Here is a 13546-nt window from a genome sequence, read left to right as displayed (position 1 = left end):
AAAGCGTTAAGACTGGGTGCCCCCTACGGTCAGCTCATCAAGTTTCAAGGTGGGCTGACCGACACCCACCGGTACGCCCTGCCCTTCCTTTCCACATACGCCGATACCGGTATCCAGTGCCATGTCGTGGCCGATCATCGAGACCCGGCCCATGGCTTCCGGGCCATTACCGATCAAGGTCGCTCCCTTGACCGGAGCGGTAATCCTGCCGTCTTCGATCAGGTAGGCTTCGCTTGCGGAAAACACGAACTTACCAGAGGTGATATCCACCTGGCCGCCACCGAAGCTGACCGCATAAATGCCTCTTTTAACACTCCGGATAATGTCCTGCGGCTCGTCCTGACCGGCCAGCATGTAGGTGTTGGTCATGCGTGGCATCGGCAGATCGGCAAAGGACTCGCGCCGGGCATTGCCCGTCGGCGCCATGCCCATGAGCCGTGCGTTCACCTTGTCCTGCATATAACCGGTGAGAATGCCATCTTCGATCAAGGGGGTGTACTGGCCGGGCGTGCCTTCGTCGTCCATGCTCAGCGATCCACGACGACCATTGAGCGTGGCATCATCCACTACGGTCACGCCCTTGGCGGCCACGCGCTGGCCCATGCGCCCGGAAAATGCCGAGCTGCCCTTGCGGTTGAAATCCCCTTCCAGGCCATGACCGACGGCTTCATGCAACAAAATGCCCGGCCAGCCGGGACCCAGCACTACCGGCATCTGTCCCGCCGGGGCGGCCACGGCCTCAAGGTTGACCAGTGCCTGACGTACCGCTTCACGGGCATAGGTTTCAGCCACGTTGTCGTCGCGCAAGCGGGCCATGGAAAAGCGTCCTCCGCCTCCGGCACTGCCCCGCTCACGGCGGCCATCCTTGACCGCGATCACGCTGACGTTGAAACGCACCAAGGGACGGATATCCGCCCCTAGGGTGCCGTCACTGGCACGTACCAGAACGACTTCGTAGGTTCCCGAAAGCGAAGCGCTTACCTGGCTGATGCTGGGGTCGGCGCTACGCGCGACGCGATCCGCCAGCTTGAGCATCGCCACTTTGTCTTCGGCAGTCAGGCCGGCGAGAGGGTCAAGGCCGGTATAGCGTGACGTAGCTGTTGAGGTGGCCACAGCCTGGCCAGGTAGCCGCTGGCCGCTACGCACGATACCTGCAGCGGTACGTCCGGTGTCCGCCAAGGCATCGGCGGTGATTTGATTCGAGTAGGCAAAACCGGTCTTTTCACCGGCCAGAGCACGCACACCCACCCCGCCATCGATGTTGTAGCTGGCTTCTTTTACCTCACCGTCTTCAAGTACCCAGCCTTCCTGCCAGGTGCGTTGAAAGTATAGATCGGCATAGTCCACTCCTGCCCCCAGCGCATGCGAGAGTCCCGTCTCCAGTGCGTCGAGATCCAAGCCTCCCGGGGTCAACAAGGTGGTGACGGCTGTTTCCAACATGGCATTGTCTGGGGTCATTGAGTACCTTCCAAAGTGATTTGCGGCGCCGCCCAAGGGCCACGCACGCGGTAATAGATCGTTGTCGCCCGATTGATAGCGTCACCAAACAGCTGGTGAGCGATAAAGAAGGCTCCTCCCGCCAGCGGTCCTCCCGCAATGAGCGCGGCAAGTGGCATGCTTTGACTGATGGGCAATCTGACGCCCAAGCGTTGGTCGAGTTCCCGGCGTATAAGATCGACAGTGCCCGCCATGGTGTAGGTGGTGGCTGGTGTATCGATTTCCAACATCTCTTGAGTGGTCAATTCGCCATCGGCAATATTGACGCTGCCGTGCACACGGTTGAAAACGGTTCCCTGACCCATGACATCGGAAAAGTCCAGGCGTAAACGGCGCACTAGATTATCAAAGTTCAACAGGCCGATAAGCTCTACAGGCGTCGATTCGATATTGAGAAAACGCCCGTCATGCAGCTCGATGGACAGTTCGCCTTCAGATCGGCTGAGTTCCAATTCCCATGGGGCTCCCGGCCAGCTCAGCCGAGTTGCCAGGTCGGTCCGCCGACTGTGCATGACATTGGGTTGCGCCAGCCGCGCCAAGGAAGTACCGATATCCCCGCCTTGCAAGGTGAGGTCCACATGGGTGCGACTCCGGGCGGCATCGCCTTCCCAGCGCAACTCGCCACGCGCCGATATCTGCCCCAGCGTTAGCCCTACCGGAGACAGAGTGAACTGATTGCCACGCGTTTTCCAATAGGCGGTCAATGGCCCGACACGCTTTTCCTCATGCACTATTTCCGCCACCCTTAATCGCCCATCGGGGAGCGCCTCAAGCCAGGGGGGTATCCCGCTAAGCTCAGCGGATGCACGGGTTTCGATTTCGCTCATCCAGGCACGGGGTTGTACTTGCTCGTCGCCAGTGGCTGTAGCCGAAACGGTTTCGCCCGAGTCTGCCCGACCTGTGAACTGATCGGACAAGACCATCAGATCATCCAGCATCAGGCGGCCTACGCTAATATCCAGCGGAGTTTCTGCCTGAGGGCGATAGTGCACACGGCCCGCCACCAGACTGCCACTCAGGTTGAGTTCAATGCCTGCGGGGCTCATGCGGCCCTCAGCCTCCACCGACCCTAGGCACTGATCCTGGTACGTCAGGCAAGGCGTCTGTACTGCCAGTTGCCAACCGCTTCGCTGAGTATTCGCGGGTTTGTTTTCTACCGGCATATCCTCTTTGAAGAGCTCGACCAAGCTGAGCCAGTCAAGCGGCTCCAGGCGGGGCACATTGGCTTTCACCGTCCAGCCGGGCTGGGTGGGCCAATCGACGGGCAGAGAGGTTGCCTCACCCAACCAGAGCGCTCCAGCCAATCCCTCGTCAAGAAGCCGGCCACGAAAATCCACTATATTGGCCAGCTCGCTTTGTATGGTTCCATTCTCTACATCAACCTTCATCGACCATGGCCAGGCGGCTTGAGCGGGCTTTTGTAAGGGAGCGGGGAACGTCAATTCCAAGCCTTGCAGGGTGCTATTCAGCTGTAACTGCAGGCTGGGTTCGAGTTCAAGTCGCCCCTGCCAGGCGGCGCGCCCCTTCGCCAATGCCTGGGTTCTCTCAGGCGGCACTCCCGCCCAGCGTAGCAGGGCTCCCGCTTCGGACTCACCCTGCAGGCTCAGACGGTCTTCATGAGTGTCGATAGTCGCAGAGACATCGCCTTCCCAGAGACGCCCAGCCATTTGCCCGGCAAGCCCACCGTCCCGCCCTTGCTGAGTCCAGCTGAGCATCCCACCGACCTGATCGACGTTCAACGACAAGGGCTCATAGGTCAGCCGTGACAATTGGGGCTGGGCATTGATCTCGAGTTGCAGGGCCTCGGGTGCTTCAAGGAAGGTGTTCAAGGCGATGTCGGCATTGATACGCCCTTCTCCCTGCCAATCATCCAACGCCTGCATGCCTTCCAGAGGGGCGGCTTGCAGAAAGCCCTTGGCTCCCTCAGCGGAAGTTACGACCTTACCGTCGACACTCAGCTGATTATCTTCCAAAAGCACCTCGGCGGAAGTAGCCTTCACTCCATGGCTATGGGCGCTGTCGATGACGGCCTGCAAGCGCTGATTACTCAATTGCAGGTGCCCCTCGATACCTTCCAGCATCGGCCAGTCGGGAGCGATGGGCAAGTAGCCGTCGACAATATCCAGCGCCAATTCCAGCTCTATATCCTCTATGTTAACGCCTTCGAATAAAGGCTGGCTTAATGAAAATGTTCCCTTTTTTACAACACCCCCGACGTCGCTGCGTAACCATTCACTCAAGTTTTCCCCCAGAATTCCCATGGGCAGCCATTGGGCCAAGGGACGCTCGACGGCGTCAACGTCACGAAAGGCAATATCCAAGCCAAAGTGACCTCGCGGCTTTCCAGTGACCAGACCGAACCCGCCCTGGACCCGGGCGCCTTCCCAATCAACCAGCAGGTTCCTGCCACTGATCAGGCTGTCGGGGCCATCGTAGACCCACTGCACTTCCCCTTGAGCATGATTCAATGCCATGGGCGCCGAAAAGATATTAGGGAAATACAGGGTACTGGCCCCGTCACTATTGAATAAGACCCTGCCGCGCAAATCCTGGGCTTCGACCCAGGCATCCAGGGGGCCGCCGCCCGGCACATGCCCCCAAGGGGATGCTTCAAGGCCGCTGATAGCTGCCGTGGCTTCCCACTGATCATGGCGATGCCCCAGACTTAGCCCGCTCACCTGGCCTCGCGGCGCCAGTGTCGCCACTACCCGCGACAAGGCTTCAGGCAACGGAACGTGCTCACGCCAGGCCGCCAGTGACGACAGATCAAACTCGCTGGTGCGTACTTCCCAGCCATCCGGGTCATGGATCAGGTACCAATGGTGCGGCAGTGCCGGGCCGACATCGCCCGACGCTGTCGGTTGCATCCAGTCAACCGTGTCAGCGTCGCCTTCCAGCCAGGCTTCACCCCCGTCGCCCCGCCGCAACCACTGGCCTTGAGCGTGGATATCACGCAGTACGGCCTCTTGGGTTTGATGGCGCAAGGCCAAGTGAGACATATCGAGATCGATACGGGCATCGGCAAGCGCACCTGCCTGCCAGCGCCCCCAGAGGCGCGCCTCACCGCTGGCATGCTGCAATTGCGGGCTTCGTGCGGGTAATAACAACTGTGCCAGGGTGCGCAAGTTATCCAGTTGCATATCCAGTTGCAGGGCGGCGGAGAAATCGCGGAAACCGTGCTTTCCCGGCTGTACTTCCACCTGCATCTGTACCGCAGGCCAATTTTCGACGACTTGCCCAGGCGCATCCTGCCGAACGATTTCCAAGGTACCTTCCAGGCGGGTACGGCGATAATCCCCACTCATCAGCAACTCAGGTGCCAGCAAGGTGACTGTTCGTTGACGGCCATGCAGCACGATGCTGGTTTCCTGAACCCATAGACGCTGGCGCAGGATCAGTGCAGCCCAGGCGTCCAGCGTTTCCAGATCCAGCTCATACTCAAGCGGCAGTTCGGTAGTGCCCGGCCAGTACCAGCGGGCGCCTTCGTCCTGTTGATAAAGATGCACTGACAGACCGCTTATGCGGGCATCGTTGAAGACCGGCGCCATGGCGCCCAGCGTGGCAAACGTATCCAGCCGCAGCTTCGCCTGCTCCAGCGCCAGCAACGTTTCACCTTCCGCGGTAGTGACATGCACCCCGGAAAGGCGCATGAGCGGATCATTGCGGGCCAGTTGCAAGGAAAGATGGTCGATCTTTACAGAAGCGCCGATGCGGGCTTCCAGCAAGGTCTCGATGTGGGGTATCAAGGCATCCGCCTGGCTCATGAGCAGGCGTAGAACCACTAGCAGTACCGCAAGGCCTCCCAATACCACAGCCAGCAGTGCCAACCCCCAACGCACCAGCGAACGCCTCATCATGGATTACATCAGCACGATGTCGTACTGCTCCTGGGAATAATGCAGCTCCACTTGAAATCGAATGGTCTTGCCAATGAAGACTTCAAGGTCGGCCACTGCCGCTGACTCTTCATCCAGAAGCCGATCGACCACCGCCTGCGAGGCCAGCACCATGTAGGTATCCGCATTATAGGCGCGTTCTTCCCGCAGGATTTCCCGGAAAATTTCATAACAGACGGTTTCCGGTGTTTTCAAGGTACCTCGACCGGCGCAAGTGGGGCATGCCTCGCACAGGGTCTGCTCCAGGCTTTCCCGAGTACGCTTACGCGTCAACTGCACCAGGCCCAGCTCGGTGACACCGGTGCATTTGGTCTTGGCGTGGTCGCGCTCCAATGCCTTCTCGAGCACCCGCAGCACTTGGCGCTGGTGTTCAGTATCTTCCATATCGATGAAATCGATGATGATGATCCCCCCCAGATTACGCAAGCGTAACTGGCGGGCAATGGCGTTGGCCGCCTCCAAGTTGGTCTTGAAGATCGTCTCTTCAAGATTGCGATGCCCAACATAGCCGCCGGTATTGACGTCAATGGTAGTCATGGCCTCGGTAGGATCTATCACCAGATAGCCGCCTGACTTGAGCTGCACCTTGCGCCCCAGGGCTTTCTGTATTTCGTCCTCCACACTGTAGAGATCGAAAATCGGTCGTTCCCCCGGGTAATACTCGATGCGTTCCACGGCGGTGGGCATGAATTCTTCGGCGAATTCCACCAGCTTGGCAAAATTTTCCCGGGAATCGATACGCACCTTCTCGATCTCGTCACGCATGACGTCGCGCAGGGTACGCATGAACAAAGGGAGGTCGTCATAAATCACTGCGCCGGGAGTGGCGGTAATCTTGCGCTCACTGATCTTGCGCCAAAGCCGCAACAGGAAATACATGTCGCTGGCCAGCTCCGTCTGGCTTACCCCTTCGGCAGCGGTACGCACAATGAACCCCCCTTGGACCTCCAGGGTTTGCTCGGCAACACTGCCGATCAGCAATTCCCGAAGACGTTCGCGCTCAGATTCATCTTCGATGCGTTGCGACACGCCGTGGTTGGCTGAGTCCGGCATGTAAACAAGGTAACGCGAAGGAATCGAGAGATGCGTGGTCAGGCGAGCACCCTTGGAACCAATCGGGTCCTTGGTGACCTGCACCACCAATGCCTGGCCTTCGTGAAGCAACTGGCCGATGGTCAACTGTTCGTCGGGGGGCGTGCCTGACGGCATGACCTCATGGGCATGAATGAAAGCCGCACGATCCAGGCCAATATCGATAAATGCTGCTTGCATGCCCGGAAGCACGCGCACCACCTTGCCTTTGTAGATATTTCCGACAATGCCGCGACGTCGTGAACGCTCGATCAACGCTTCTTGCAATACGCCATTTTCGACGACCGCGACCCGGGTTTCCATTGGCGTCAGGTTGATGAGGACTTCGCCGCTCATGCAAAATTCCTTGTAGGTTCGATTTCACTTCTGGGTTCGGTTAATTTACAGGGCTGCGTCAGCATGGCAAGCCCGCATCATGCTCCCATGCGCCGTCCCACAGCGGTACACCTTGCCGGCTTAAAAGCTCGGCGGTTTCGTAAAGCGGCAACCCGACCACGGCAGAGTGGCTACCGGCGATACGCTCGACAAAAATCGCCGCTTTGCCCTGAATCGCATAGCCACCGGCTTTATCCTGTGGCTCGCCGGTACGCCAATAGGCTGCAATCTCAGCTTCACTCAAACGGCGCATCGTCACTTGAGTCGTGACACAGGCGGTTAGCATTCCCCCTGGTCCATGGACCGCCACGGCTGTCACGACGTCATGGCTGCGCCCGGAAAGTGAGCGCAGCATGGCAGCCGCATGATCGGCATCCTGCGGCTTACCCAGCACACAGTCGTCAAGCACCACGGCAGTGTCCGAACCAAGAATTGGTAAGTCGGTGCTCGGGATAGCCGCCGAGGCCTTGGCCATTGCCAAGCGGATCACATAATCAACGCTCACCTCACCTGGCAGCAGGGTCTCATCGACATCACAGGCGATGACGTCCACCTTCACGCCGATGGAAGCCAATAATGCTTTGCGCCGCGGTGATGCCGATGCCAAGCATAACACCGGGAATTGAGGATGCGGCATGTCAGCTCCTGGTTCCTAGTGGGTTCTTGCCAACCGCTGTTCCAGCGCCTTGAACAACGTAGCCAACCACGGCCACAGCGCAGCACTGATCAAGGAAGGAATCAAGAAGGCCAAGTGAATCGAAAACTCGCCGATCAAGGTACGCAGCCATTGCTCCGCCAATTGCACGATACCCAGCAGCACCAGCACCAGCACCGCTTGCTGGAGTAGGGAGTAAGCACGAAAACGCGGGTACAACAAGGCACATAGAAAGGCCAGCAACGCAAGGGCCAAGGCATTTTGTCCCAAGGCAGTGCCTTCTATCAGGTCCAGCAGTATCCCCAATACAAAGCCGTGATAAACCCCGACTCTGTCCGGTGTACGCATGCACCAATAGATTAACGTCAACCCCAGCCAGTCAGGATGAAATACCTGCCAGCCCTCCGCCAATGGCATGACCTGCAAGCAAAGCGCCAGCAACAAGCTCAACCAGATCACCGCCCAGGAAATCACCGGAGCACGCGCCATTATCTCGCCTCCCCGGCGTTACCGGTAGAACGTTGGGAGGCCACCCTTAGCGCGGCACGCAGTGAATTTCCCGAGAGAATCAAGGTTTCATCCCATGCAGTTTCTTCTATGGGTTTTTGCTTTGCCGGAAACAGTAACAGGAAGTGTCGCGAACGTTGCAACTGCGCCATCGGCTGAGCAGTGACACGGGCGAATGGCTGGCCAGGGTCGTGATAAACCTCGGTGACCTTCGCTACCGGGTATCCTGCTGGGAACCGTCCTGCCAGGCCCGAGGTGATGAGCAAGTCGCCTTCACGAATATCAGCGGTATCCGGCACATGCAGCACATTCAAGCTACCGTAACGCCCCGCCCCCTGGACAATGAAACGCAGACCATTGCGGTTGACCTGTACCGGCAAGGCATGGCTGGCATCTGCCAGCATCAACACTCGGCTGGAATAAGCGGATACCGCCGTAATCTGCCCCACCAGGCCGGAGGCATCAATCACCGGTTGACTCACGTAGGCGCCGTTGCGGTGCCCGCGATCAATGACCATCTGATGGCTGAAGGGATCATTATCCAGAGATAACAGCTCTGCCGTCATATAAGGCACATCGTTATGCTGCGCTGCACCCAACAATTCACGTAATTGCACATTTTCGGCGGTCAGGCTGGCCATACGTTGGGCACGATGGGAAAGTGTCAGGATATGCTCACGTAAATAGCGATTTTCTTCTACCAGAGCACGCTGATCGGAGAGCGCAAGCGCTCCCCAGTTGAGCAAGTCACTAGGCACGCTGACCACCCACTGGATGGGCGCCACCACCATGGAAAGCTGGGCACGCACGTCTTCCATCCGCGTGAAACGCTGGTCGGCAAACATCAACGCACCCGCTGCCAGAGCACAGAAGAACAACCGATAGCCAGGCAGTGGTCCATGCGAGAACAGCGGTTTGATAGGCAGTTCCCCCGCAGTTGACCGCTATCTAGATCGATGCAGTTAAACGCTTAGTCGCTGGATAACAGCTCAAAAGCATGTTGGTCGATCATTTCCAGCGCTTTGCCGCCGCCGCGTGCCACGCAAGTCAAAGGATCTTCCGCCACGATCACCGGCAAGCCGGTTTCTTCGGCAATCAGCTTGTCAAGGTCACGCAGCAGCGCCCCACCGCCGGTCAACACCAGGCCACGTTCGGCGATGTCGGAGGCAAGCTCGGGGGGCGATTGTTCCAGAGCGCTTTTCACTGCGGCGATAATCGACCCCAAGGTTTCCTGCAAAGCTTCCAGGATTTCATGGGAATTGAGCGTAAAGCTGCGCGGAATGCCTTCGGCCAGATTGCGCCCGCGCACGTCGATCTCGCGCAGCTCGCCGCCTGGGTAGGCACATCCGATCTCTTCCTTGATGCGCTCGGCCGTGGCCTCGCCGATCAAACTGCCGAAATGGCGCCGAACATAGGCGGTGATGGCTTCATCAAAGCGGTCACCACCGACACGGATCGACTCGGAATACACCACGCCATTGAGCGAGATGATCGCAATTTCGGTGGTACCGCCACCAATATCCACTACCATCGAGCCCTGGGCTTCATCCACCGGCAAGCCTGCTCCGATAGCTGCCGCCATGGGCTCTTCGATCAGAAACACTTCACGGGCGCCTGCGCCTTCAGCAGATTCACGAATCGCGCGGCGTTCCACCTGGGTCGACATGCATGGCACACATACCAGTACACGCGGGCTGGGCGTCAGGAAGGTGCTTTGATGTACCTTGCGAATGAAGTGTTGAAGCATCTGCTCGGTAACGGTGAAATCAGCAATGACCCCGTCTTTCATGGGACGAATCGCGGTAATATTGCCGGGTGTACGTCCCAACATGCGCTTGGCATCCGTACCCACAGCGGCCACGCTACGCATGTTACCGGACTGGCGAATGGCCACCACGGATGGTTCGTCGAGCACGATGCCCCGACCGCGTACATAAATCAGTGTGTTGGCCGTACCCAGATCGATCGATAGATCGCTGGAGAACAGCCCCCTCAAGCGTTTGAACATGGACGTTATTACCTAGTGCAGACCGGGAACCCTGTGCGGACGCAAACGGTATCACCGCAACCCCCCGGCAGCAAGCATGAGTCGCGTGCCACGCTGCCCGTTGGGGCCAATATGTGGTACCTTTTGCGGTTATTTTCCTGTGATAGTCGATGTCACCATCGAGCAGGATCTTTTGACCACGATTTTTCGACATCTCGTCTGGAGATGTGTTTTCACCCACGTTCGCGAGGACATTTCGATCATGGCGCTTGAAGATTCTCATGTGCGTCGGGCTGCGCACCTGGCCCGGCTCGCTGTCAGTGACGACCAGGCTCGCGGCTTCGTCGACGACCTGAACCGTATTCTGGAGATGGTCGATCAACTCCAGGGCCTGGACACCGAAGGCGTTGCCCCCCTGGCCCACCCCCTGGATGCCACCCAGCGCTTACGCGCCGACGAAGTCACCGAGTCAAGCCAGCGCGATACGTTCCAGTACTCGGCCCCCGCCGTGGAAAACGGCCTGTACCTCGTCCCGCGTGTGGTGGAATGACGCCGAGCACGCGCCTTTGCTGCCTGTATTTTTCTTCGGCAACCTTGATGGAGCCTCTGGGCCATGCATGACAAGACAGTCACCCAACTCGCGGCGGCCTTGACCGGCGGCGAGCTCTCCAGCCGCGAGCTGACCTACCATTATCTGCAACGTATCGAACGCCTCGACGGCAAACTGAACAGTTTTATCACAGTGACCGCCGAGCAGGCCCTGAAAGCGGCAGATGCCGCTGACCAGGCCCGCGCCAAGGGCAATGCCGGCCTGTTGACGGGTATCCCGCTAGCACTCAAGGACATCTTCTGTACCGAGGGAGTCAAGACCAGCTGCGGCTCGAAGATGCTGGATACCTTCATTGCCCCCTATAACGCCACCGTGGTGGAAAAACTCAATGCCGCCGGCACGGTGTCACTGGGCAAGACCAACATGGATGAGTTCGCCATGGGCTCCTCGAACGAGTCGAGCTTCTATGGGCCGGTGAAAAACCCCTGGGATCTTTCCGCCGTACCCGGCGGTAGCTCCGGCGGCAGTGCCGCGGCGGTCGCGGCGGGTTTGGTGCCCGCCGCCATGGGCACCGATACCGGCGGCTCGATTCGCCAGCCAGCGGCATTCTGTGGCATCACCGGGCTCAAGCCTACCTACGGCCGAGTATCGCGCTATGGCATCATTGCCTATGCATCGAGCCTCGACCAGGCAGGCCCCATGGCCCGCACTGCGGAAGATTGCGCTCACTTGCTGAATCATATCGCCGGCCACGACCTGCGTGATTCCACCAGTCTGGCCCGCGGGGTACCCGATTATCTGGAAACCCTCGACGCGCCGCTTTCCGGACTCAAGATCGGCCTGCCCAAGGAATATTTCGGCGATGGACTGGATGCCGACGTAGCCGCTGCCGTGCGCGAAGCAGTCAGGGTATATGAATCCCTGGGTGCCACAGTACGCGAGGTTAGCCTGCCGCATACGCATTACGCGATTCCGGCCTATTACGTCATTGCTCCGGCGGAAGCTTCCTCGAATCTATCGCGCTATGACGGTGTGCGCTTCGGCCATCGCTGCGAAAACCCGCTGGACTTGACCGATCTCTACAAGCGCTCTCGCGATGAAGGTTTTGGCGACGAGGTGAAACGTCGAATCCTGATCGGCACCCACACGCTGTCCGAAGGTTTCTTCGATGCCTACTACAAGAAAGCCCAGCAGGTACGCCGCTTGATTCGTCAAGATTTCCTGGATGCTTTCGAAGAGGTCGACGTTCTGATGGGGCCTGCCTCCCCCAGCCCGGCTTTCGACCTCGGCGCCAAGAAAGACCCGGTATCGATGTACCTCCAGGATATCTACACCATTTCCGTTAACCTGGCGGGCATTCCCGGCATCAGTGTACCGGCAGGGTTTGTCGGCAATCGTCCGGTAGGCTTGCAGATTCTAGGCACCCACTTTGCCGAAGCGCAACTGCTTAACGTAGCCCACAAGTTCCAACAGGCGACCGACTGGCACCGCCAACGCCCCGCCTTTGCCAAGGAGAACGCATGATGCAATGGGAAACCGTGATCGGGCTTGAGGTCCACGTTCAACTTGCCACCCGCTCCAAGATCTTTTCCGGTGCCTCCACGGCGTTCGGCGCCGAGCCCAACACTCAGGCCTGCGCAGTGGACCTAGGGCTCCCAGGGGTACTGCCGGTGCTCAATGAAGCAGCCGTATCCATGGCTGTACAGTTCGGCCTGGCGGTTCATGCACAGATTCCCGAGGTATCGGTGTTCGATCGCAAGAACTACTTCTACCCGGACCTGCCCAAGGGCTACCAGACTAGCCAGATGTATCACCCCATCGTGGGCCCGGGGGAAGTGGAAGTCAGCCTTGAGGATGGCAGCACCAAGTCCATCCGCATTCATCATGCCCACCTGGAGGAAGATGCCGGGAAATCATTACATGAAGACTTTCACGGCATGACCGGGATCGACCTGAACCGCGCCGGCACTCCACTGCTCGAGATCGTCTCCGAACCCGACATGTGCAACGCCAAGGAGGCCGCCGCCTTCCTCAAGGCCATTCACTCGATCGTGACCTATCTGGGCATCTCCAACGGCAACATGGCCGAAGGCTCGATGCGTTGCGACGTCAACGTCTCGGTACGTCCTCAGGGTCAAGCCAGCCTGGGCACCCGCGCGGAAGTCAAGAACGTCAACTCCTTTCGCTTCGTCGAGCGCGCTATCGCTTTCGAGGTCGAGCGTCAGATCGAGCTGATCGAGGATGGCGGCAAGGTCATCCAGGAAACTCGGCTGTACGATCCTGAACGTGATGAAACCCGTAGCATGCGCACCAAGGAAGAAGCCAACGACTACCGCTACTTCCCTTGCCCTGACCTCTTGCCGGTGGTGCTTGATCAAGCCTACGTGGAGCATCTGCGTGGCCAATTGCCGGAACTTCCCGCCGCCAAGCGTGAACGTTTCGAGCGTGAGCTGGGGCTTTCTGCCTATGACGCTGGCGTGCTTTCGGCCAGCCGCGACATGGCCGAATACTTCGAAGAAGTGAAAACCGTGTGCGGCGATGCCAAACAGGCGGCCAACTGGGTACAGGGGGAGCTTTCCGGCGCGCTCAATCGTGAGAACCTGGTGATTACCCAAAGCCCGGTCTCCGCTCGCCAACTGGGGGAGCTGGTTAGCCGAGTGATGGACGACACCATCAGCGGCAAGGCCGCCAAGCAAGTCTTCCAGGCACTCTGGAACGGCCAGGGACATTCGGCTGATGACGTGATTGAGGCCCAAGGGTTGAAGCAGGTCACCGACAGCGGCGCCATCGAAGCGATGATTGACCAAGTGATCGCCGACAGTCCCGCCCAGGTCGCCCAGTACTGCGATGCCGAACCGGAAAAACGCGGCAAGATGATCGGTTATTTCGTCGGCCAGGTAATGAAGGCCTCTCGCGGCACGGCCAACCCTCAGCAGGTCAATGGGCTACTCAAGGAGAAGCTCGACGCTCTGCTGTAAGCAAGCGAA

10 protein-coding genes are annotated in these 13546 nt (G+C 58.9%); 3 read left to right on the top strand and 7 right to left on the bottom strand.

All coding sequences use genetic code 11. The annotated features are described in order from the left end of the window. Positions 1-6 precede the first annotated feature (6 nt). Genes tldD through LG290_RS05620 form a run of 7 tightly spaced genes read right to left on the bottom strand, consistent with a single transcriptional unit; the run spans position 7 to position 10030 of the window. Positions 7-1458, bottom strand: a complete 1452-nt coding sequence (tldD, locus tag LG290_RS05650) for a metalloprotease TldD (protein ID WP_499836599.1) — start codon at positions 1456-1458, stop codon at positions 7-9. Beyond that, positions 1455-5354, bottom strand: a complete 3900-nt coding sequence (locus LG290_RS05645; RefSeq protein ID WP_499836598.1) for a YhdP family phospholipid transporter — start codon at positions 5352-5354, stop codon at positions 1455-1457. The genes tldD and LG290_RS05645 overlap by 4 nt, the downstream gene beginning before the upstream one ends. 3 nt (positions 5355-5357) lie before the next feature. Then, the gene (gene rng, locus LG290_RS05640; RefSeq protein WP_160417082.1) at positions 5358-6821 is read right to left on the bottom strand and encodes a ribonuclease G; all 1464 of its coding nucleotides are present in this window, start codon (positions 6819-6821) and stop codon (positions 5358-5360) included. A 58-nt stretch (positions 6822-6879) separates the two neighbouring features. Further along, complete coding sequence (locus LG290_RS05635) at positions 6880-7497, bottom strand: Maf family protein (RefSeq protein WP_499836597.1); 618 nt, start codon at positions 7495-7497, stop codon at positions 6880-6882. A 15-nt stretch (positions 7498-7512) separates the two neighbouring features. Continuing rightward, entirely contained in the window at positions 7513-8004 is a 492-nt protein-coding gene (gene mreD, locus LG290_RS05630) for a rod shape-determining protein MreD (RefSeq protein WP_160417084.1), read from the bottom strand. After that, positions 8004-8948, bottom strand: coding sequence for a rod shape-determining protein MreC (mreC, locus tag LG290_RS05625; protein ID WP_499837042.1), 945 nt, complete (start codon positions 8946-8948; stop codon positions 8004-8006). Before mreC ends, mreD begins: the two co-directional genes overlap by 1 nt. A gap of 44 nt (positions 8949-8992) precedes the next feature. After that, positions 8993-10030, bottom strand: coding sequence for a rod shape-determining protein (locus LG290_RS05620; RefSeq protein ID WP_160417085.1), 1038 nt, complete (start codon positions 10028-10030; stop codon positions 8993-8995). A gap of 241 nt (positions 10031-10271) precedes the next feature. Between LG290_RS05620 and gatC the strand changes: the two genes are divergently transcribed. The 3 genes from gatC to gatB all read left to right on the top strand — a co-directional run bounded on the left by gatC (position 10272) and on the right by gatB (position 13537). Next, complete coding sequence (gene gatC, locus LG290_RS05615; RefSeq protein ID WP_499837041.1) at positions 10272-10559, top strand: Asp-tRNA(Asn)/Glu-tRNA(Gln) amidotransferase subunit GatC; 288 nt, start codon at positions 10272-10274, stop codon at positions 10557-10559. Between the two features lie 63 nt (positions 10560-10622). Further along, positions 10623-12083, top strand: coding sequence for an Asp-tRNA(Asn)/Glu-tRNA(Gln) amidotransferase subunit GatA (gene gatA, locus LG290_RS05610; RefSeq protein WP_499836596.1), 1461 nt, complete (start codon positions 10623-10625; stop codon positions 12081-12083). Then, complete coding sequence (gene gatB / locus LG290_RS05605) at positions 12083-13537, top strand: Asp-tRNA(Asn)/Glu-tRNA(Gln) amidotransferase subunit GatB (RefSeq protein WP_499837040.1); 1455 nt, start codon at positions 12083-12085, stop codon at positions 13535-13537. The genes gatA and gatB overlap by 1 nt, the downstream gene beginning before the upstream one ends. Positions 13538-13546 lie beyond the last annotated feature (9 nt).

Origin of the sequence: Halomonas sediminis (assembly GCF_044871105.1) — a bacterium.
GTDB lineage: Bacteria > Pseudomonadota > Gammaproteobacteria > Pseudomonadales > Halomonadaceae > Vreelandella > Vreelandella zhuhanensis.
This window is presented reverse-complemented; position numbering and strand designations above follow the sequence as displayed.